Below are 21,938 nucleotides of genomic sequence, written 5' to 3' on the forward strand. Positions count from 1 at the left end.
GAATACTCATGACCGCAGCCACCTATCAGGAGATAGTTGACGAGAACGGAAGACTTTACCGGGTCGGCGAGTCCCCGCAGGACATCATGGGGCGCTCGCGCAGCTGGATGGTCTGGCTGCCCTGGATCGCCATGATGGCGGTCAGCGTGTTCGAATACGGCTGGGGCGCCGTCGAAGGCACCCTCGAAGAGAAGTACGGCTGGACGCTGTCGGACGCGTTCTGGCTGGCCAGCATCTGGGCGGTGTTCCAGGCCGGGGTCGCCTTCCCGGCCGGGCGCCTGCGCGAACGCAACGTCGTCTCGGCCAAGACGGCGATGCTGCTCGGCGCCGTGTTCAGCGGCATCGGCTACTTCACCATCGCGCACAGCGGGAACCTCACGCTGGCGTTCGTCGGGTACTCGGTCCTCGGCGGCACCGGCGCCGGGCTCGTGTACGCCACCTGCATCAACATGGTCGGCAAGTGGTACCCGGAGAAGCGCGGCGCGCGCACCGGGTTCGTCAACGGCGGGTTCGCCTACGGCTCGGTGCCGTTCATCTACCTGTTCAGCGCGTTCCTCGGGCACGAGAACGTCACCGGCGTGCTGGACGGCATCGGCCTCTACATGCTGGTCGTCGTCGGCGTGTGCGGGTTCCTGTTCAAGGACCCGCCGAAGAGCTGGTGGCCGAAGGAGGTCGACCCGATCTCCTGGGCGAAGGGCCGGACGGGCGTCAAGAGCCTGGCCAAGAACCCGCCCGCGGTCCGGCAGTTCACGCCGATGGAGGCGATCCGGACCGGCATGCTCCCGCTGATGTGGGTGAGCCTGGTGATCATCGGCGGCGTGTCGCTGTTCGGCATCAACTTCCAGGTGCCGTTCGCCAAGGAGAGCCACTTCGGTGCGTTCGTCGCGGCTTCCTCGGCCGGCGTGCTGGCCATCGTGAACGGCACCGGCCGCGCGGTCGTCGGCTGGGCGTCGGACAAGCTCGGGCGGCGCCAGACGCTGACGATCGTGCTCCTGATCGCCGGCGGCGCGCAGTTCGGCGTGCTGTACGCCGGGAACACGCACAACCTGGTGCTGTTCATGGTGTTCGCGTTCCTGACCGGGTTCGGCGGCGGTGCGTTCTACCCGCTGTTCGCGGCGCTCGTGCCGGACTACTTCGGCGAGAACAACAACGCGTCGAACTACGGCCTGGTCTACAGCGCGAAACTGGTCGGCGGCGTCGGCGGCGGCGGGCTCGCCGCGGGGGTGATCAGCGCGTGGGGGTACACCGGTGCCTACGTCCTGGCCGGGTGCATCGCGGTGCTCTCGGCCGTGCTGACGCTGTTCCTGCGCCAGCCGGGCCGGCCGCGTCACCAGCTCGCCGAAACCGAGCTGGTGACGCGGCCTTCCGCCGCTGCCGGCGGTTAGCCCGGGTACCCGCTCCCCGGTCCTGCGGTCATCAGGACCGGGGAGCGTCCGGACGTTCGTGGTAGGCCTGGCGGGTCCGTTCGGTGTGCTTGGCCATGATCTTCTCGGCGGCGCCGGCGTCCTGGGCGGCGATGGCCTGGATCAGCTCTTCGTGCTCGTTCCACGCGTCACGCCCGCGGGGCCGGGCGATCGGCGTGTAGTACCAGCGGACCCGGCGGTCGACCAGGCCGATCAGTTCCGCGAGCACCGCGTTCCCGGACAGCTCGGTGATGAACGCGTGGAGGGCGGCGTTGGCCGCGACCAGCCCTTCGGTGTCCTCCTTGGCGAGCGCCTTGAGCCCGGCGTGCTGCAGGGTGTGCAGGTGGAAGACGTCCGCCGGTGTCGCGTTGCCGGCGGCGAGCTTCGCCGAGTGCGTCTCCAGCACGCTGCGGACGCTCAGCAGCTGGTCGGCCTCCTCGTCGGTGGGCAGGTGCACGAAGGCGCCCTGGGCGGGGCGGAGGTCGACCCACCCTTCGCTCTGCAGCCGTTGCAGGGCTTCGCGGACGGGCTGCCGGCTCACGCCCAGGTATTCCGCCAGGTCGGCTTCGACCAGGTGCTGCCCGGGTTCGAGGGTGCGGTTGATGATCAGCTCGGCGAGGGCCTCGTAGACGACCTGGCGCAGCGGGGCCGGCCGTTCGACGCGCTTGGCGGCGGTCGAGCTGAGCGAGCCCTTGGCCGTGCGGCGGCCGCTCGGGCCGCGGCCGGGGAGGGGGGAAGAGGGCTGGCTCACGGGACACCTCGGAAGGGGAGTGGAAGCGGTGATCGTTGTCCAGGATACAGGTTTTGGTATGCAAAATCCCGGATTCTCACCCGTGCCGGGCAGGTTCACCCGATGTGGATCAACGCCCTGACGCAAAGTGTCCGGTTTGCCGGAGTTCGCTGCGCCGCGAGGGTGGCTTGACCGGTTCGGCCGCGACCGGACCTAGCTCGTTGACCGGATTCAGGATACTGTATGCAATCATCTGGACCAGAGAGGCACATCATGAAGGTGGCTGTTCTCGGGGCCGGGGCGATCGGCGCCTACGTCGGGGCCGCGCTGCACCGCGGCGGGACCGAGGTGCACCTGATCGCCCGCCGGGCCCACCTTGCCGCGATGCGCGACCACGGCGTCCGCGTACTCAGCCCGCGCGGTGACTTCACCGCCCGCCCCCACGTCACGGACGACCCCGCCGAGGTGGGCGAGGTCGACTACGTCTTCCTGGGCCTGAAGGCCAACTCCTACGCGAGCAGTGGCCCGCTCCTCGCCCCGCTGCTCGGCCCCGGGACGGCGGTCGTGGCCGCCCAGAACGGCATCCCGTGGTGGTACTTCCACGGCCTGGCGGGACATCCCCTCGAAGGGCGCCGGGTGGAGACCGTCGACCCCGGCGGCTCGGTGACCGCGGTGCTCGAGCTCCGGCGGGCGATCGGCTGCGTCGTCTACTGCTCGACGGTGATCGAGGCGCCGGGCGTCGTCCGGCACCTGGAGGGCACCCGGTTCTCCCTCGGCGAGCCGGACGGCGAAATCTCGGCGCGGGCCAAGGTGTTCAGCGCGGCGCTGATCGCCGGTGGCCTCAAGGCGCCGGTCGAACCGGACCTGCGCAACGACATCTGGATCAAGCTGATGGGCAACGTCGCCTTCAACCCGCTCTCGGCGCTGACCCGGGCGACCATGGCCCAGATGTGCGAACACGAGGACACCCGCGAGCTCGTCGCCACGATGATGACCGAAACCCTGGCGATCGCCCGGGCCGCGGGCAGCGATCCGGACGTCTCGGTCGAGAAGCGCATCGACGGCGCCTGGCGCGTCGGCCACCACAAGACGTCGATGCTGCAGGACCTCGAAGCCGGCAAGCCCCTCGAGATCGACGCGATCGTCGGCGCGGTCGTCGAGCTGGCCGAGCTGACCGGCGTGCCCGCGCCGGCCCTGCGGTACGTCCACGCCGCCGTTTCGCTGCTCGACCACACCAGCAAAGTCCCCGTCGGGTCGCACTGACCGGAGGTTCCCTTGAAGCGCAGGAAGACCGAGCCGTACGTGCGGCTGACCCAGCCCCTGGTGCGCGATTCCGGCGTGCTGCGGCCGGCGAGCTGGGCGGAGGCCCTCGACCGGGCCGCCGCCGGGATCCGCCGGACCCTCGACGCCCAGGGCCCCGAGGCGTTCGGGATGTTCTCGTGCGCCCGCGCGACCAACGAGATGAACTTCGTCGCGCAGAAGTTCACCCGCGCGGTGATCGGCACGAACAACGTCGACTCGTGCAACCGCACCTGCCACGCGCCCAGTGTCGCCGGGCTGGCCCGGGTGTTCGGCAGCGGCGGCGGGACGTCGTCCTACCAGGAGATCGAGGACGCCGACGTCATCGTGATCTGGGGCGGCAACCCGCGGGAAGCGCACCCGATCTTCTTCCAGCACGTCCTCAAGGCCGTCCACAAGGGAGCGAAGCTCTTCGTCGTCGACCCGCGGCGGACCAGCACCGCGAGCTGGGCGCACCGGCAGCTGCAGCCGGAGGTGGGCACCGACATCCCGCTGGCGCACGCCATCGCGCGGGAGATCATCCACTCGGGACTGGTGAACACCACGTTCGTCGAGCGCGCCACCGAGGGGTTCGCCGAGTTCGCCGCGTCGGTCGAGCCGTGGACCCCGGAGGCCGCCGAGAAGACGACCGGTGTACCCGCCGACCTGATCCGCGAACTCGCCCACGCGTACGCCCGCGCCGACCGCGCCCAGCTGTCCTGGACGCTCGGCATCACCGAGCACCACAACGGCACCGACAACGTCCTGGCGCTGATCAACCTCGCGCTGCTGGCCGGGCAGGTCGGCCGCTACGGCGCCGGGCTGAACCCGCTGCGCGGGCAGAACAACGTCCAGGGCGGCGGCGACATGGGCGCCATCCCGGACCGGCTCCCAGGGTTCCAGGACGTCCTCGACCCCGGCGTCCGCGCGAAGTTCGACGCGGCCTGGGGCTCGGCGATCCCGCCGCACCGGGGCCTCACCCTGACCCAGATGCTCGACGCGATGGAACGCGGCGACCTCACCTGCGTGTACGTCATCGGCGAGAACCCGGTCCAGTCCGAAGCGGACTGCGAACACACGATCAAGCGGTTGTCCACTGTGGACCATCTGATCGTGCAGGACATCTTCCTCACCAAGACCGCGCAGCTGGCCGACGTCGTGCTGCCGGCGACGGCGGCCTGGTGCGAGAGCGACGGCACCTTCACGAACTCCGAACGCCGCGTCCAGCGCGTCCGCAGGGCCCTCGATCCGCCCGAGGGGGCCCGTGACGACATCGAGCTGCTCTCCGAGCTGGCCCGGCGGCTCGGCCACGACTGGCACCACACCGGCGGCGAAGAGGTCTGGGACGAACTCCGCGCGCTGTCGCCGATGCACGCCGGGATGTCGTACGCCCGGCTCGAAGAACTCGGCGGCATACAATGGCCGTGCTACTCCGAAGACACCCTCGAACCGACGTTCCTGCACGCGCGGCTGTGGGCCGAAGACCCGGCCGGGCGCGGCCGCCCGGCGCCGTTCACGGTCATCGAGCACAGCCCGCCGGTCGACCTGCTCACCGAGGAGTTCCCGATCCGGCTCACCACCGGACGGCGGCTGGACTCCTACAACACGGGTGTCCAGTCCGGCGGGTTCCCCTCGCCGCTGCGCCACGGCGAGACCCTCGACCTCTGCCCGGAGGACGCGCGGTCGCTCGGCGTCGAGCCCGACGAACTGGTCCGGATCTCTTCGCGGCGTGGCGAAATCGTTGCCCCGGTCCGGCTGGACCAGGGGCTGAAGCCGGGGCTGGCGTTCATGACCTTCCACTTCCCGGACGAGGTCGACGTCAACGTCCTCACGATCGAGGCCACCTGCCCGATCGCCGGGACGGCCGAGTACAAGGCCGCGGCCATCCGCGTCGAGAAGCTGCCGGTGGAGGTCTGAAGTGGACCTCAAACTGCTGGACGCCGTCGCGTCGCGCGAAGAACGGGAGGCGGTTGCCGGGTTCGCCGGCGGCGGCCGCGACCGGCTGCTGCCCGCGCTGCACGCGGTCAACGACCGGGTCGGCTGGATCAGCCGGGGCGCGCTGAACCTCATCTGCGAGACGCTGCACGTGCCGCCCGCCGACGCGTACGGCGTGGCGAGCTTCTACTCGCTGTTCGCCCTGGAGGAGCGTCCGGACCGGGTCGTGCACGTGTGCACCGACCTGGCCTGCCGGATCCGGGGCGCGGATACCGTATGCGATGTCCTCACCGAGCACGTCGGCGCCGCGGGGAAGGGGCGCGGCGGGGTCACGTGGCTGCGCAGCCCGTGCCTCGGCGTCTGCGAACGGGCCCCCGCGGCGCTGACGTTCCAGGCCGGCGACCCGGCCACCACCGAACTGCTCGCCCCGGCGACCGGCGCGTCGGCCGTGCTCGCCGCCGGGCGGACGCCCGGGGGAGAAGGCACGCCGCCGGTGATCCACCAGAAGGAAGGACTGCGGCTGCTGCGCCGGGTCGGCGTGATCGATCCGTCCAGTTTGGACGCCTACCGCGCGGCCGGCGGCTACGCGGCGCTGCGCAACGCCTTCCGGATGGGCCAGGCCGCGGTGATCCGCGAAGTCACCGACGCCGGCCTGCTCGGCCGGGGTGGCGCCGCGTTCCCGACCGGGCGCAAGTGGGCGGCCACGGCCGCGCAGCCCGCCGCGCCGCACTACCTCGTGTGCAACGCCGACGAGAGCGAACCCGGCACGTTCAAGGACCGCGTGCTGCTCGAAGGCGACCCGTTCGCCCTGGTCGAGGCGATGACGATCGCGGCGTTCGCCATCGGCGCCCGCCAGGGGTACGTCTACCTGCGCGGCGAATACCCGCGGGCGCTGCGGCTGCTGCAGAACGCACTGGAGGCCTGCCGCGAACGCGGGTTCCTCGGCGTGGACGTCATGGGCCGCGACGGGTTCTCGTTCGACATCGAGATCCGGCGCGGCGCGGGTGCGTACATCTGCGGCGAAGAGACCGCGATCTTCAACTCGATCGAAGGCTTCCGCGGCGAGCCCCGGACGAAACCGCCGTTCCCGGTCGAACAGGGGCTGTTCGGCAAGCCGACGGTCGTCAACAACGTCGAGACCCTCGCCAACGTGCCGCTGATCCTCACCGAGGGCGCGGCCGCGTACCGGGCGATCGGCACCGAAACCTCCGCCGGCCCGAAGCTGTTCTGCCTGTCCGGCAACGTCGAGCGACCCGGTGTGTACGAAGTACCGTTCGGGACGACGCTGCGGGAGCTGCTCGCCATGGCCGGGGGAGTACCGGAGGGCCGATCTCTGCGCGCGGTGCTGCTGGGCGGCGCGGCGGGCGGGTTCGTCCGGCCGGACGAGCTGGACCTGCCGCTGACGTTCGAAGACGCGCGGGCAGCGAAGACGACGCTCGGCTCGGGGGTCGTCCTGGTCCTGGACGACCTCGCCGACCTCGGCGGGTTCCTGCTGCGGATCGCGGAGTTCTTCCGCGACGAGTCGTGCGGCCAGTGCGTCCCCTGCCGGATCGGGACGGTCCGGCAGGAAGAGGCGATCCGGCGTGCCCTCGCGGCCGGCTCGGCGGAACGGCCGCTGCTCCGGGAAGTGGGCGGGGTCATGCGTGACTCGTCCATCTGCGGGCTCGGCCAGACCGCCTGGAACGCCATCGAATCCGCCATCGACCGGTTGGGAGCCCTCCCGTGACCATTGTGGACATCGGCGTCCCGCGCCGGCTGGTCGAGTTCACCGTGGACGGTGAGGCTGTCCGCGTGCCCGAAGGGGCGACGCTCCTCGACGCGTGCAGGGCGGTGGGCAAGAACATCCCCACGCTCTGCCACGGCGACACCCTCGAACCGGCGAACGCCTGCCGCGTCTGCATGGTCGAGGTCGAAGGATCCCGGACGCTGGTGCCGTCGTGCTCCCGCAAGGCCGAGCCGGGCATGGTGGTGCACACCGATTCGGAGCGGACGCGCACGAGCCGCAAAGTGGTCCTCGAGCTCTTGGCGTCGGCGACGGACCTTTCGACGACGCCGGGCGTCGCGGAGTGGCTGGCGGAGGCCGGTGCCGATCCCGGCCGGTTCGGGCCGGACGCGGCCACCGTGGCGCAACCGGCCCTGGTGGACAACGAGCTGTACGTGCGGGACTACGGGAAATGCATCCTCTGCTACAAGTGCGTCGACGCGTGCGGCGAGCAGTGGCAGAACTCGTTCGCGATCACCGTCGCCGGCCGCGGCTTCGAGGCCCGGATCTCGACGGAGTTCTCGAACCCGTTGCCGGACAGCGCCTGCGTGTACTGCGGCAACTGCGTCGAGGTCTGCCCGACCGGCGCGCTGAGCTTCAAACGCGAGTACGACAAGCGCGAAGACGGCACCTGGGCCGAGGAGCGGCAGACGCAGACCACGACCGTGTGCACGTTCTGCGGCGTCGGGTGCAGCCTGACGCTGCACGTCCAGGACAACGAGATCGTGAAGGTGACGTCCCCGCACGAGAGCCCGGTGACCCACGGGAACCTCTGCATCAAGGGCCGCTTCGGCTGGCAGCACGTCCAGAACCGGTAGCCGGACGCCGGACGGGAGGCGCCGTGACTCGACGAGTCGCGGCGCCTTCGTCGTCCCCGGACGTTGACCCCGCCGCAGGTCAGCAGCTATTCTCGATATGCGAAAGAAAAATTCCGGATAGTGAAATTCGAGGTCGCGATGCCTGAAGAGGGTCACTCCCTGCCGTACGTCGCCAACCTGTCGATCCTGTTCAAGGAGGTGCCCCTGCTCGAGCGGGCCGCCGCCGCGCGGGACGCCGGGTTCACCGACGTCGAGTTCTGGTGGCCGTTCGACACCGCGGTCCCGGCGCGCGAGAACGTGGACGCGTTCGTCGCCAGTCTCGACGGCGTCCGGCTGCGGGGCCTGAACTTCTACGCCGGCGACATGGCGGCGGGGGAGCGGGGCCTGGTGAGCTGGCCCGGCCGCGAAACCGAGTTCGCCGACAGCCTCGTCGTCGCCCTCGCGATCGCCGAACGCACCGGCTGCCGCAGCTTCAACGCCCTCTACGGAAACCGGCTCGACGGCGAAGACCCGGTCAAGCAGGACGACCTGGCCCGCGCGCACCTGGACAAGGCCGCCGACGCCGCCGCGCGGATCGGCGCGCAGCTGGTCCTCGAGCCGCTCTCCGGCGCGGACCGCTATCCGCTCAAGACCGCCGCGGACGCCGTGGCCGTGCTCGACGACCTCGGGCGCGACAACGTGCGACTGCTGGCCGACCTCTACCACCTGGCAGTCAACGGGGACGACCTGGACGCCCTGGTCGCGGTGCACACACCGCGGATCGGGCACGTGCAGATCGCCGACGCGCCCGGGCGCCACCAGCCCGGCACCGGCTCCCTCGACCTCGGCGGGTACCTCGCGAGGCTGCAGGACGCGGGGTACGCCGGGTTCGTCGGGATCGAGTACGTCCCGGAGCCCGACACCGTCACGTCACTGGACTGGCTGCCGAAAACCCGAAGGGGACGAGCATGAAACTGGGATTCATCGGACTGGGCGTGATGGGCGCCCCGATGGCCGCGCACCTGGTCGCGGCCGGCCACGACGTCAGCGGCCACGACGTCCACGCGGCGGCGGGGGAGAAGCTCGAAGCCGCGGGCGGGCGCGCCGCGAGCGGGGTCGCCGACGCGGTGGCCGGGGCGGACGTCGTGATCACGATGCTGCCGAACCACCCGCAGGTCGAGGAGGTCGTGCTGGCCGCGGGTGGGGTCCTCGACACCGCCGAGCCCGGCACGCTGCTGATCGACATGAGCACCATCCGGCCCGAGACGTCGATCGCCGTCGCGGAAGCCGCGCGGGACAGGAAGATCCGCGTCCTCGACGCGCCCGTCTCGGGTGGCCAGGCCGGCGCCGAACAGGCGTCACTGTCCATCATGGTCGGCGGCGGCGAGGCCGACTTCGCGGCCGCGAAACCGGTGCTGGACGTGCTCGGCAAGACGATCGTCCACGTTGGACCGCACGGCGCCGGCCAGGTCGTGAAGGCGGCCAACCAGCTCGTCGTGGGCGGGATCTACGGCCTGGTCGCCGAGGCGATCGTGCTGCTCGAAGCGTCCGGTGTGGACGCCGCCACCGGCCTCGACGTGCTCGCCGGGGGACTGGCGGGCAGCCGGATCCTCGAACTCAAGCGCAAGTCCATGGTGGACCGCCGGTTCGCGCCCGGGTTCCGGATCGACCTGCACCACAAGGACATGGGGATCGCGCTGGCCGCCGCCCGGCAGGCCGACGTCGCGCTGCCGCTCACCGGGCTGGTCGCCCAGCTCGTCGCCGCCGGCCGTGCCATGGGGTACGGCTCCCTGGACCACTCGGCCTTGCTGAAGGTCGCCGAACAGTTGTCGGGCCGCGTCCCGGCGGAGGTGTGACATGCCCCGGATCCCCGCGATGCAGGCGGTCGTCGACGTCCTGGAAAGCGAAGGCGTCGACACCGTCTTCGGCTGCCCCGGCGCCGCGATCCTCCCGCTGTATAACGCCCTACAAGGCCGGGCGATCGAGCACCTGATCGTCCGCCACGAAGAGGGCGCGACGCACATGGCCGACGGCTGGGCCAGGACGAACGGCAACGTCGGTGTCGCCATCGGCACGTCCGGCCCGGCCGGGACCAACATGATCACCGGGCTCTACACCGCGCACGCGGACTCGATCCCGATGATCTGCATCACCGGCCAGGCCGCGACCACCAAGCTGCACCAGGAAGCGTTCCAGGCCGTCGACATCGTCGAGATCGCCAAGCCGGTGACGAAGTGGGCGGTGCAGGTCAAGGAGGCCGCGCAGCTGCCGTGGATCTTCCGCGAGGCGTTCCGGGTCGCCCGCTCGGGCCGCCCGGGCCCGGTGCTGATCGACCTGCCGATCGACGTCCAGAAGCAGGACATCGAGTGGGACTCCTCGATCGACTCGCCGCTGCCGGTGACCCGGGTGACCCCGGCGCCGGCCCGGGTCGAGCGGGCCCTGGACCTGCTCCTCCAAGCCGAGCGCCCGCTGATCCTGGCCGGCGGCGGGGTCGTGCTGGGGGAGGCGAGCGAGCGGCTGCGGGCCGCGGCCGAGCGGCTCGACGTCCCGGTGCAGGTGACGCTGATGGGCAAGGGCAGCTTCCCCGAGGACCACGAGCTGTTCGCCGGGATGGCCGGCATCCAGACGTCGCAGCGCTGGGCGAACGCGGCCTTCCTGGAGGCCGACCTGGTGCTGGCGCTGGGCGCCCGGTTCGGCGACCGGCACACCGGCGAGCTGTCGGTGTACCGCGGCGACCGGAAGTTCATCCACGTCGACATCGAACCCACCCAGCTGGGCAAGGTGTTCGGCCCCGACCTCGGGATCGTTTCGGACACGCGGGAGTTCCTCGACGCGCTGCTGGCGGCGCTGGAGAAGCGTTCGGTGCCGCCGCGGCGGGAGTGGGTCGCCCGGATCGGCGAGCTGAAGGAAGCGCTGCCCCGGCGCGACGACTTCGACAGCCTGCCGATCAAGGCGCCGCGGGTGTTCAAGGAGATCAACGAAACCTTCGGCGAAGACACCTACTTCGTCACCGCGATCGGGCTGTACCAGATCTGGTCGGGCCAGTTCCAGCAGGCGCACAAGCCGCGGCACTACCAGGTGTGCGGCCAGGCCGGCCCGCTCGGCTGGGAGATCCCGGCCGCGATCGGGGTCAAGAAGGCGCGCCCGGACGCCGAGGTCGTCGGCGTGGTCGGCGACTACTCGTTCCAGTTCCTGGTCGAGGAGCTGGCCGTGGCCGCCCAGTACGACGTCGGGTTCGTGCTGATCATGCTGAACAACGAGTACCTCGGGCTCATCCGGCAGGCCGAGACCGGCTACGAGATGAACTTCGAGGTCGACATCCACTACGACTCGATCGGCACGGACAACGTGAAGATCATGGAGGCCTACGGCTGCTCCGGCACCCGCGTGCACGAGCCGGGGGAGATCCGCACGTCCCTGGAATGGGCGCGCAAGGAGGCCGAGCGGACCAGCCGGCCGGTCCTGGTGGAGATCATGATCGAACGCGAAGGGAACGCCGCCATGGGCGCCGCCCTCGACGCCGTCAAGGAGTTCGAGCCTTGCTGACGCTCGTGAGTGGTAAGGCGGGTTAGAACCCGCCTTACCACTCACGACCGCCGCCGCCGCACGCGCCCTGACCTCGTGCGGCGGCCTTGGCATGCCCGCGGCGAGGCCGTTGGAGGAAAGTACAAACGCGGGCCGTAAATTCACCCGTCTTTCAGGGGTTTTGCCGTGGTCCCGGCCACACCCGAGCGTGTGTACTTCTTCACGAAGCAGCCCCGAAAGGACGTCCACAGTGGAATTCCTCCGACCCGACTCGCTGGCCGGCGCGCTCGCCGCGCGGGCCGCGAACCCCGGTGCGGTCCCGATCGCCGGCGGCACGGACGTGATGGTCGAGATCAACTTCGACCACCGCCGTCCCGAGTCGCTCCTCGACCTCGGCCACGTGCCCGAGCTCCACGAGCACGGCACCGACGGCGGCCGGATCCGGATCGGCGCGGCCGTCCCCTACACCCGGATCATCGCCGAACTGGGCACGCGGCTGCCCGGCCTCGCGATGGCCGCGCGGACCGTGGGCTCCCCGCAGATCCGCAACCGCGGTTCCGTGGGCGGCAATCTGGGCGCAGCTTCGCCTGCGGGTGACTCACACCCGGCGTTGCTGGCCGCGGACGCCGAGGTCGAGATCGCGTCCGTCCGCGGGACCAGGACGGTGGCGGCGAAGGACTTCTACACCGGCGTCAAGCGGAACGTCCTGGAGCCGGACGAGCTGATCACCGCGGTGCTCCTGGCCCCGGCCACCGGGCCGCAGCAGTTCAGCAAGATCGGCACCCGGAACGCCATGGTCATCGCCGTCGCCGCCTTCGGCCTGGCCCTGCACCCGGACCAGCGCCGCGTCGGCACCGGCATCGGCTCGGCCGCGCCCACGCCGCGGCGGGCGCCGGACGCCGAGGAGTTCCTGGCCGGCGAGCTGGACTGGGATTCGCCGAGGCCCCTCGCCGACTCGGTGAAACGCCGCTTCGGCGACCTGGTCGCGGCGTCCGCCGCCCCGATCGACGACGTCCGCGGCAGTGCGGCCTACCGGCGGCACGCCCTGGGTGTGATGGCGAGAAGGACGTTGACCTGGGCCTGGACCGAATACTGCGGAGGGAGCGCGAAGTGCGCGTGAACGTCACCGTCAACGGCGAACGGCGCCGGGCGGACAACGTCTGGGAAGGCGAGAGCCTCCTCTACGTGCTGCGCGAGCGGCTCGGCCTGCCGGGCTCGAAGAACGCCTGTGAGCAGGGCGAATGCGGTTCGTGCACGGTCTACCTCGACGGCGTCCCGGCGTGCGCGTGCCTGGTCGCGGCCGGGCAGGCCGAGGGCCGCGAGGTCGTCACGGTCGAGGGCCTGGCCGAGGGGGACGACCTCGACCCGGTGCAGGAGGCGTTCGTCGAGCGCGGCGCCGTCCAGTGCGGGTTCTGCACGCCGGGGCTGCTCGTCGCCGCGCACGACCTGATCGAGCGCGTCCCGGACCCGAGCGACGTCGAGATCCGCGAGGCCCTCGCCGGGAACCTCTGCCGCTGCACCGGGTACGAGAAGATCCTGGACGCCGTCCGCGACGCCGCCGCGAAGAAGGCCGTCCGATGAGCGCCCCGGCCCGTTCCCCGCAGGAACTGCACGACACGATCGCCGGCGGCATCGGCGAAAGCCCGCTGCGCCCCGACGGCACGCTGAAGGTCCGCGGCGAGTTCGCCTACTCCTCGGACCTGTGGCACGAGGACATGCTGTGGGGCGCCACGCTGCGCAGCCCGCACCCGCACGCCCGGATCGTCCGCCTCGACGTCTCCCGCGCGCTGGCCCAGCCGGGCGTGCACGCGGTGCTGACGCACGAGGACGTACCGGGCGAGAACGTCTACGGCCTGAAGTACCAGGACACCCCGGCGCTGGCCGGGGACCTGGTCCGCTACCAGGGCGAGCCGATCGCCATCCTGGCCGCCGACCACCCGGAGATCGCGCGGCAGGCGCTCAAGGAGATCGTGGTCGAGTACGACGTCCTCGAGCCGATCACCGACCCGGAGCGGGCCGCGCACGACGACACCCTGCCGAAGCTGCACCCGGGCGGGAACCTGGTCCGCCACCAGCGGATCGTCAAGGGTGACCCGGACGCGACCGCGGACGTCGTGGTGTCCGGCGTCTACGAGATCGGGATGCAGGACCAGGCGTTCCTCGGCCCCGAGTCCGGGCTCGCCGTGCCGGCCGAGGACGGTGGCGTCGACCTCTACCTGGCGACGCAGTGGCTGCACGTCGACCAGCGGCAGACGGCGAAGGCGCTCGGCCTGCCGCTGGAGAAGGTGCGGCTGACGCTGTCCGGGGTCGGCGGGGCGTTCGGTGGCCGCGAGGACCTGTCCATGCAGATCCACTCCTGCATGCTGGCGCTGCGCACCGGCCGGCCGGTGAAGATGAGCTACAACCGGCTGGAGTCGTTCTTCGGGCACGTGCACCGGCACCCGGCGAAGATGTACTACGAGCACGGGGCCACTCGCGACGGAAAGCTCGTCTACGTCCGGGCGAAGCTGTACTTCGACGGCGGAGCGTACGCGTCCAAGACCCCGGTCGTGGTCGGCAACGGCACGACGTTGAGCGTCGGTCCCTACGAGGTACCGAATGCCCACATCGAGGGCTGGGGTGTCTACACCAACAACCCGACCTGCGGCGCGATGCGCGGGCTCGGCGCGGTGCAGCCGACGTACGCCTACGAGTCCCAGATGGACAAACTCGCGTCCGCTTTGGACATGGACCCGGCGGAACTGCGGATCCGCAACGCGTTGAGCGAAGGGTCCACTGTGGTCACCGGCCAGGTGGTCGACTTCCCGGCGCCGGTGGCGGAACTCGTGCAGCGGGTCCGCGACCTGCCGTTGCCGCCCTCGCGCAGTGGTGACGCCGACATCCGCGAGCTGCCCGGCGGCGCGTCCAACACGACCCACGGCGAAGGTGTCGTCCGCGGCGTCGGCTACGGCGTCACGATCAAGAACATCTCCTACGCCGAAGGTCTCGACGACTACTCGACCGCCCGGGTCCGCTTGGAGGTGCTCGGCGGCGAGCCGGTGGCGATGGTGCACACCGCCGCCGCGGAAGTCGGGCAGGGCCTGGTGACGCTGCAGCAGCAGATCGCCCGCACGGAGCTGGGCGTGACGCGGGTGAGCGTGCACCCGGCCGACACGAGCGTCGGCGACGCGGGTTCGAGCTCGGCGTCGCGCCAGACCTACGTCACCGGTGGCGCGGTCCGCAACGCCTGCCACGCGGTCGCGGATGCTGTATACAGTCGCCTGGGTATCGCGGCCGAGGGCATGAGCCTGGCCGGCGGAAAGGTCGTCGCCGCCGACGGCGAAGTCGTCGCCGACCTGGCCGAACTGCTCGGGGACACGGCCATCGAGGAGACCCGCGAGTTCCACCACCGCCCGACGTATCCGCTCGACCCGGAGACCGGCCAGGGCGACGCCCACGTCCAGTACGGCTTCTCCGCCCACCGCGCGGTGGTCGACGTCGACCTCGACCTCGGCCTGGTCAAGGTCGTCCAGCTCGACTGCGCCCAGGACGTCGGCAAGGCGATGAACCCCGACGCCGTCGTCGCCCAGATCCAGGGCGGCTCGGCCCAGGGCCTCGGCCTGGCCGTGATGGAGGAGATCCTGGTCCGGGACGGCAAGGTGCGGAACCCGTCGTTCACCGACTACCTCATTCCGACCATCCTCGACATGCCGCCGATGCGCGTCGACGTCCTCGAACGCCCCGACCCGCACGCGCCCTACGGCGTCCGCGGTGTCGGCGAACCACCCACGATCTCGGCGACGCCCGCGGTCGCCAACGCCATCCGCGCGGCCACCGGCCTCGAGCTGCCGCGCGTCCCGATCCGTCCCGAGCACATCACCGGAGTCTGAGATGACCACGTCGATTTCCGTCGAGCAGGACTGGCTCGGCGAAGCCGTCCGCATCGCCGCACGCAACGTCGAGCAGGGCGGCGGCCCGTTCGGCGCGCTGATCGTGAAGGACGGCGACGTCGTCGCGACCGGCGTCAACCGCGTCACCGCGAACCTGGACCCGACCGCGCACGCCGAGGTGGTCGCGATCCGCGCGGCCTGCCGGGCGCTCGGCACGTTCAAGCTGGACGGCTGCGTGCTCGTCTCCAGCTGCGAGCCGTGCCCGATGTGCCTGTCCTCGGCGCTGTGGGCGCGCGTCGACCGGATTCTGTATACCGCCGACCGCGACGACGCGGCCAAGGCCGGGTTCGACGACCGCGCCTTCTACGAGCTCTTCGACCGTCCCCGCGAGACGTGGGCGGTTCCCGTCACGCGGCTGTCCACGAAGGACGGTTTCGCGCCGTTCGCGGCCTGGCTCGACAAGGCCGACCGCACCGACTACTGACCCACGAAGTCAGCAGCTGACCGGAGCACAACCGAATCGAACGTCCCGCTCGGCCAGGCACGGCGTGGTGCCTGGCCCTGGCCGAGCACACCCACCGGCAAGGGCAGGACGCATGACCCAGACCGAAGTCCCCACCCCCGTGATCGAAGACGTACCCGGACAACGCCGTTCGCTGCTCGACAAGCTCTTCGAACTGCGCGCCCGGCAGACCACCATCGGCCGTGAACTCCGCGGCGGCGTCACGACGTTCGTCGCGATGGCCTACATCGTGCTCCTCAACCCGCTCATCCTCGGCGCCTCCGCCGACATCACCGGCGCCCGGCTGTCGGCCGCGCAGGTGACCACGGCGACCGCTTTGGCCGCCGCCGTGATGACCGTCCTCATGGGACTCGTCGGCAACGCGCCGCTCGCGCTGGCCGCCGGCCTCGGCATCAACGGCATCGTCGCCTTCCAGATGGCGCCGTCGATGACCTGGCCGCAGGCGTTCGGGCTGGTCGTCCTCGAAGGCGTGTGCATCGTGCTGATGGCCGTCAGCGGCGTCCGGGAGCGGATCATGAACGCCATCCCGCGGCCGCTCAAGATGGCGATCACCGTCGGGATCGGGCTCTACATCGCGCTCGTCGGCCTGGTCAGCGCCGGGTTCGTGACCCGGATGCCGGACTCGGCGCAGACCACGGTCCCGGTGCGCCTCGGGGCGAGCGGGCACCTGCACGGCTGGCCGATCGTCGTGTTCTGCTTCGGCCTGCTGCTGATGATCGTGCTGCTGGCCCGGAAGGTCCCGGGTGCGGTGCTGATCAGCATCGGGGTGGCGACTGTGCTCGCCGTCGTGCTGCACGAAGGGTTCGGCGTCGGCGGCTGGGGGCTCACGACGCCGGCCCTGCCCGACCACGTCGTCGCCGCCCCCGACTTCGGGCTCTTCGGCCACATCGACCTGTTCGGCGGCTTCGCCTCGGCGGGCGCGCTCGCGGCCACGGTGTTCCTGTTCACGCTGGTGCTGTCCGGCTTCTTCGACGCCATGGGCACGATCACCAGCGTTTCGGACGAGGCCGGGCTGTCGAAGAACGGCAAGGTGCCGCGGATGGGCCGGATCCTGCTCGTCGACGGCGCGGGTGCGATCGCGGGCGGCGTCGCCGGCTCGTCGCCGAACACGGTGTTCCTCGAATCGGCGGCCGGTGTGGGCGAGGGGGCGCGGACCGGGCTGGCCAGCGTCGTCACCGGCCTGCTGTTCGCCGGGACGCTCCTGTTCACGCCGCTGGCCGGGGTCGTCCCGGCGCAGGCCGCCGCCCCGGCGCTGGTGGTCATCGGCGGGATGATGGTCGCGCAGTGCCGCCACATCCCGTGGCACGACCCGGACTACACGATCCCGGTGTTCCTCACCGCGGCGCTGATCCCGTTCACCTACTCGATCACCAACGGCGTCGGCGCCGGCCTGATCGCGTTCGTGCTGATCAAGATCGGCCGCGGCCGGTGGCGCGAGGCCGGCTGGCTGCTTTCGCTGCTGGCGCTGGTGTTCGCCGTGTACTTCGCCATCGACGGTGTCGAAGCCCTCTTCCGGTAAGGAGATCCCCGTGGCCCTGATGTTCTTCAACGGCGGCGCCATGCGCGGCGAGCCGCTGCACCACCTGCTGGACGGCTCGCCGTTCGTGGCGGTCGCCGACACCGCGCCGAAGTACCGGTTCTACGCCGTCGGCGACCAGTGCCCGGCGCTGTACCCGGTGTCCCACGGCGGCGCGGCGGTGACCGGCGAGGTCTACGACGTCTCCTTGGACGCCCTGCGGGACAAGGTGCTGCCGGCCGAGCCGCACGAGCTGGAACTCGGCGTGGTGGAGCTGGCCGACGGCAGCTCGGCGTTCGCGATGCTGCTGCGCCGGCCGTACACCTCGCACGTCGCCCTGCGGGACATCACGGCGATCGGGGACTGGCGGGCGTTCAAGGCTAGCGCGTGAAGGTCCTGGTCGCGCCGGACAAGTTCAAGGGGTCGCTGACCGCGGCCGAGGTGGCGTCGGCGGTGGCTTCCGGCCTCGCCGACGTCCACCCAGGCCTCGCGGTCCGGCAACTCCCGGTGGCCGACGGCGGCGACGGCACGATCGACGCCGCCGTCGCCGCCGGGTTCCGCCGGGTGCGCGTCCCCGCTCGCGGGCCGACCGGGGCGCCGCTGACGGCGTCCTACGCGGTCCGGGGCGACACGGCGGTGGTGGAACTGGCCGAGGCGTCCGGCCTGCACCGGCTTCCCGGCGGCCTGGCCCCGCTCACCGCTTCGAGCGTGGGTACCGGTGACGTCATCGCCGCCGCGGGCAGCCGCCGGATCGTGCTCGGGGTCGGCGGCAGCGCCTGCACCGACGGCGGCGCGGGCCTGCTGACCGCGCTGGGTGCGCGGCTCCTGGACGACGACGGGCGTGAGCTCCCACCGGGTGGTGCGGCCTTGTCCCGGCTCGCCTCGGTGGACCTTTCAGGACTGTCCGAAGTAGACATCGAGCTGGCGTGCGATGTGGACAATCCGCTGTACGGGCCGCGCGGGGCCGCGTTCGTCTACGGTCCGCAGAAAGGGGCGTCCCCCGGCGACGTCGAGGTGCTGGACGCCGCGTTGCGGCACTGGGCGTCGATCGCCGGGCCGGAGTTCGCCGGCCGGCCGGGTGCGGGCGCGGCCGGGGGAGTGGGCTTCGCGGCGATGGCCGTGCTCGGCGCCCGGATGCGCCCGGGCATCGAGCTGCTGCTCGACCTGCTCGGCTTCGACGCGGCCCTCGCCGGAGCCTCGCTGGTCATCACCGGCGAGGGCTCCCTCGACGAGCAGACCCTCGCCGGCAAGGCGCCGGCGGGGGTGGCCCGCGCCGCGGCGGCCAAGGGCATCCCGTGCGTCGCGGTGTCCGGACGCTGCGTGCTGTCCGCGCGCGAGCTCGCCGCCGCGGGCATCTCGGCCGCGTATGCGCTGACCGACCTGGAACCGGATCCGGCGCGGTGCATGGCCGAGGCGGCGCCGTTGCTCCGCCGCCTCGCCCGGCGAGCGGCGGCGGACCACGTACCGAACAAGTGATAGCGAGCTTTTGTTACCATCGGAACCATGGCGACGAAGACGGCGGCGGACACCCGTGAGCGGATCCTCCAGGCAGCGGCCACACTGCTGGCGGCGGAGGGCCGCGACGGGCTGTCGACCCGCGCGGTCAGTGCGGCGGCCGGGGTCCAGCCGCCCGCGCTGTACCGCCTCTTCGGCGACAAGGACGGCCTGCTCGACGCGGTCGCCGCGTACGGCTTCGACGAGTACCTGAAAAGCAAACGCACCCTGGGCTCGACCGGCGACGCGGTCGAGGACCTGCGCCGCGGCTGGGACCTGCACATCGAGTTCGGGCTGTCCCGCCCGGAGTTCTACGTGCTCATGTACGGCGACGCCCGCCCGGGCTGCACGTCCCCGGCGGGCCGGGAGGCCGAGTCGATGCTGCACGCCATCATCGAGCGCGTCGCGGCAACGGGCCGGCTGCGGGTGAGCGTCGACCGCGCGGCCCGGCTGGTGCACGCAACGGGCATGGGGGTGGTGCTGTCCCTGATCGCCACCCCGTTGGCGGACCGCGACCCCGAGTTCTCGACGACGGCCCGGGAGACGGTGCTGACCCGGATCCTGACCGGGGGCGGGGAACCGGCGGGTTCGGACCTGCCGGAGCGGGCGATCGCGCTTCGGGCGGGCCTTGAGGGTGCGAGCGTTTTGACCGCGGCCGAGCGGGTGCTGATGGCCGAATGGCTGGACCGCATCGCCGACGCTTGAGCTCGTCGGCTGATCTCGGACGGGGTGCCGCTGATTCAGTGGTGCCCGCCTGGGCTGGATCGGTTCAGTCCGATCGGACATTGCTTGTCACCGGCGCGTGGCTCAATATGTTGCGGCCCACAACATATTGACGACAACGCCGTCGGAGGGTTCCCATGATCAGGTGGAAAGCAGTCCTGGCCTGCGCCGGAGCCGGAATTCTGCTGGCCGGGGTGCTGCCTGGCACAGCCCTGGCGAGCGGCACCGCGACGGACTGCTGCGGCGGTGGTGCCTCCTGGGCGACCGGCAACAAGTCCGCGCTCGGGACGGCCACGACCACCGGCAGCCCGGTGTGGTTCACCGTCGCCAACGGGGTCACGTCGGAGGTGTTCTACCCGCGGGCCGACGTGCCGAACATGCAGGACATGCAGTTCGTGGTCACCGACGGCTCGAGCTTCGTCGACCTGGAACGCGACGCCACGAACCACGTCGTGTCCATGCCCGACGAGAAGGCGCTGCAGTACACCGTCACCAACACGGCCAAGAGCGGAAAATACCGGATCACCACCGACTACGTCACCGACCCGGCCCGCGCGACCCTGGTGACGAACACCCGGTTCCAGTCGCTCGACGGCGGCAGCTACCGGCTCTACCTGCTCGCCAACCCGTCGATGGCCGGTGGCGGCGCGAACGACAACGCCTGGTGGGACTCCTCCGGTGCGCTGATGGCGAGCGGGACCGAGACGCTGTTCGGCGGAGCCGCCACCACGGTCGTCTCCGCGCTGCGCGTCTCCACCGGTTTCACCGCGCACGACAACGGCTACGCCGGCGCGGGCAGCGACTGCCTGGTCGACCTGCGCGCCGACAAGAACCTGAACAACCAGTTCGACGCCATCTCCGGCACCGGCAACGTCGTCCAGTGTGGACAGATCCCGGTCGGCGCCGACACGACGTTCACCGTCGCCCTCGGTTACGGCGGCACCGCGGCCGCCGCCTCCTCGGCTGCGAGCGGCTCGCTGAGCAGCGGGTTCACGACAGTCTCGGCGTCCTACCGCAGCGGCTGGAACTCCTACGTCGGCGGCCTCAAGCCCGCACCGGCGAGCGTTTCCGGTGACACGCAACGGCGTCGCGCCTACTACGTCGCGGCGATGGCGCTGAAGACCGCCGAAGACAAACAGCACCCCGGCGCCAGCGTTGCCGGCCTCGCCACGCCGTGGGGCGATTTCACCAACGGTGACCACCTCAACGACGGCTACCACCGCGTCTGGGGCCGTGACCTGTACCAGCAGGCGACCGGCCTGCTGGCCGCCGGCGACAGTGCGCAGGCCAAGCGGATGGCGCAGTTCCTGTGGACCTCGCAGTGGATCGGCAGCCCCACAGCCGGGGACGGCACGACCTACCCGGCGGGCTCGTTCCCGCGCTACAGCCCGGTTTCCGGCGTCGCGGGCGCGAGTCCGCAGCAGCTCGGCTGCTGCGAACAGCTCGACCAGGACGCCGACGCCATCCTGCTGGCCTGGCTGACCGGCCTCACCGACGCCTCGACCTACGCCAAGGTCAAGACAACCGCGAACCACATCACCGCCACCGGCCCGGACACCACCGAGCGGTGGGAGGAACAGTACGGCAAGTCGCCGTCGTCGGTGGCCGCCGAGGTCGCCGGGCTGATCGCCGCGGGCGCCATCGCGCGGGCGAACGGCGACACGGCGAGCGCGTCGACGTGGGAGTCCACTGCGGACTCGTGGCGGAACTCCCTGGCCGGCTGGACCGTGACGACGTCCGGCTACTGGGGCGGGCACACCTACTACGAGCGCCTCGACCGCGCCGGCAACCCCAACGACGGCGCCACCCTCTGCTTCGACGAAGGCTGCTTCTACGAGCACGACGTCACCGACTTCGGCTTCCTCGACCTCGTGCGGCTCGGCATCCGGCCGGCCGGCGACGCGACGATCGCGAACTCGGTGGCGCCGACGGCCGCCGCGTCGGACGGCAACTCGGCGGTGCAGGTGACGCTGCCGAACGGCGACGTCTACTTCCACCGCTACCCGCACGACAACTACGGCGAGAGCACGGCGAACTGCAGCGGCTGGCCCGCGAACGGTTCGCAGCGGTTCGGGCGGCTGTGGCCGGTGCTGTCGGGCGAGCGCGGTGAGTACGAACTGGCGAACGGCCGCTCCGCCGCGGTGTACCTCAAGTCGATGGCGGACTCGGTCAACGACGGGTACTTCGTGCCGGAGCAGGTCTGGGACCGCGCCGACGTCGGCTGCTTCGGGCTGGGCCGGCCCACCGGCAGCGCCGGCCCGCTGATGTGGGCCGAGGGCCAGTACCTGCGGCTGGCGCAGAGCATGGACGCGGGCCACAACCTCGACACGCCGTCGATCGTCAAGACCCGGTACGGCACCTGACCCGCCGGCCCGGCACGCCC

18 protein-coding genes are annotated in these 21,938 nt (G+C 71.2%); 17 read left to right on the plus strand and 1 reads right to left on the minus strand.

The window, feature by feature from the left end; genetic code table 11:
* Positions 1 to 8: 8 nt before the first annotated feature.
* Positions 9 to 1,385: an OFA family MFS transporter gene (locus ABZW17_RS28855; protein ID WP_354820928.1), complete on the plus strand. Its 1,377-nt coding sequence runs from the start codon at positions 9 to 11 to the stop codon at positions 1,383 to 1,385.
* A 31-nt stretch (positions 1,386 to 1,416) separates the two neighbouring features.
* Here ABZW17_RS28855 and ABZW17_RS28860 read toward each other — a convergent pair whose 3' ends face one another.
* Entirely contained in the window at positions 1,417 to 2,154 is a 738-nt protein-coding gene (locus ABZW17_RS28860) for a GntR family transcriptional regulator (RefSeq protein ID WP_354820931.1), read from the minus strand.
* Positions 2,155 to 2,406: 252 nt separating this feature from the next.
* Between ABZW17_RS28860 and ABZW17_RS28865 the strand changes: the two genes are divergently transcribed.
* The 16 genes from ABZW17_RS28865 (at position 2,407) to ABZW17_RS28940 (ending at position 21,918) form a co-directional block, all read left to right on the plus strand.
* Positions 2,407 to 3,396, plus strand: coding sequence for a 2-dehydropantoate 2-reductase (locus tag ABZW17_RS28865; RefSeq protein WP_354820934.1), 990 nt, complete (start codon positions 2,407 to 2,409; stop codon positions 3,394 to 3,396).
* A gap of 12 nt (positions 3,397 to 3,408) precedes the next feature.
* Positions 3,409 to 5,328: a molybdopterin-dependent oxidoreductase gene (locus ABZW17_RS28870; protein WP_354820937.1), complete on the plus strand. Its 1,920-nt coding sequence runs from the start codon at positions 3,409 to 3,411 to the stop codon at positions 5,326 to 5,328.
* 1 nt (position 5,329) lies between these two features.
* The gene (locus tag ABZW17_RS28875) at positions 5,330 to 7,072 is read left to right on the plus strand and encodes an NAD(P)H-dependent oxidoreductase subunit E (protein ID WP_354820940.1); all 1,743 of its coding nucleotides are present in this window, start codon (positions 5,330 to 5,332) and stop codon (positions 7,070 to 7,072) included.
* Positions 7,069 to 7,926 (plus strand): 2Fe-2S iron-sulfur cluster-binding protein, encoded by an 858-nt coding sequence (locus ABZW17_RS28880; RefSeq protein WP_354820943.1) that lies wholly within the window; start codon positions 7,069 to 7,071, stop codon positions 7,924 to 7,926. Before ABZW17_RS28875 ends, ABZW17_RS28880 begins: the two co-directional genes overlap by 4 nt.
* 138 nt (positions 7,927 to 8,064) lie before the next feature.
* A complete protein-coding gene (locus ABZW17_RS28885) occupies positions 8,065 to 8,877 on the plus strand; it encodes a TIM barrel protein (protein WP_354820946.1) in 813 nt (270 codons plus the stop codon).
* Entirely contained in the window at positions 8,874 to 9,761 is an 888-nt protein-coding gene (locus ABZW17_RS28890) for a 2-hydroxy-3-oxopropionate reductase (protein ID WP_354820949.1), read from the plus strand. Before ABZW17_RS28885 ends, ABZW17_RS28890 begins: the two co-directional genes overlap by 4 nt.
* A gap of 1 nt (position 9,762) precedes the next feature.
* A complete protein-coding gene (gcl, locus tag ABZW17_RS28895) occupies positions 9,763 to 11,451 on the plus strand; it encodes a glyoxylate carboligase (RefSeq protein WP_354820952.1) in 1,689 nt (562 codons plus the stop codon).
* Positions 11,452 to 11,680: 229 nt separating this feature from the next.
* A complete protein-coding gene (locus tag ABZW17_RS28900) occupies positions 11,681 to 12,550 on the plus strand; it encodes an FAD binding domain-containing protein (RefSeq protein WP_354820956.1) in 870 nt (289 codons plus the stop codon).
* A complete protein-coding gene (locus ABZW17_RS28905; protein ID WP_354820959.1) occupies positions 12,541 to 13,011 on the plus strand; it encodes a (2Fe-2S)-binding protein in 471 nt (156 codons plus the stop codon). Before ABZW17_RS28900 ends, ABZW17_RS28905 begins: the two co-directional genes overlap by 10 nt.
* Complete coding sequence (gene pucD / locus ABZW17_RS28910) at positions 13,008 to 15,299, plus strand: xanthine dehydrogenase subunit D (protein ID WP_354820962.1); 2,292 nt, start codon at positions 13,008 to 13,010, stop codon at positions 15,297 to 15,299. Before ABZW17_RS28905 ends, pucD begins: the two co-directional genes overlap by 4 nt.
* 1 nt (position 15,300) lies before the next feature.
* Complete coding sequence (locus ABZW17_RS28915) at positions 15,301 to 15,783, plus strand: nucleoside deaminase (RefSeq protein ID WP_354820965.1); 483 nt, start codon at positions 15,301 to 15,303, stop codon at positions 15,781 to 15,783.
* Between the two features lie 112 nt (positions 15,784 to 15,895).
* Positions 15,896 to 17,341, plus strand: a complete 1,446-nt coding sequence (locus ABZW17_RS28920; protein WP_354820968.1) for an NCS2 family permease — start codon at positions 15,896 to 15,898, stop codon at positions 17,339 to 17,341.
* A gap of 10 nt (positions 17,342 to 17,351) precedes the next feature.
* Positions 17,352 to 17,729: a gamma-glutamylcyclotransferase gene (locus tag ABZW17_RS28925; RefSeq protein ID WP_354820971.1), complete on the plus strand. Its 378-nt coding sequence runs from the start codon at positions 17,352 to 17,354 to the stop codon at positions 17,727 to 17,729.
* Positions 17,726 to 18,814 (plus strand): glycerate kinase, encoded by a 1,089-nt coding sequence (locus ABZW17_RS28930; protein ID WP_354820974.1) that lies wholly within the window; start codon positions 17,726 to 17,728, stop codon positions 18,812 to 18,814. Before ABZW17_RS28925 ends, ABZW17_RS28930 begins: the two co-directional genes overlap by 4 nt.
* Positions 18,815 to 18,841: 27 nt before the next feature.
* On the plus strand, positions 18,842 to 19,537 hold the full coding sequence (locus ABZW17_RS28935) for a TetR/AcrR family transcriptional regulator (protein WP_354820977.1): 696 nt from the start codon (positions 18,842 to 18,844) through the stop codon (positions 19,535 to 19,537).
* A gap of 155 nt (positions 19,538 to 19,692) precedes the next feature.
* Positions 19,693 to 21,918 carry a glycoside hydrolase family 15 protein gene (locus ABZW17_RS28940; RefSeq protein WP_354820980.1) on the plus strand — a complete coding sequence of 742 codons (2,226 nt, stop codon included), beginning with the start codon at positions 19,693 to 19,695 and terminating at the stop codon, positions 21,916 to 21,918.
* Positions 21,919 to 21,938 lie beyond the last annotated feature (20 nt).

It is taken from the genome of Amycolatopsis sp. NPDC004625, from assembly GCF_040609695.1.
Taxonomy (GTDB): Bacteria; Actinomycetota; Actinomycetes; order Mycobacteriales; family Pseudonocardiaceae; genus Amycolatopsis.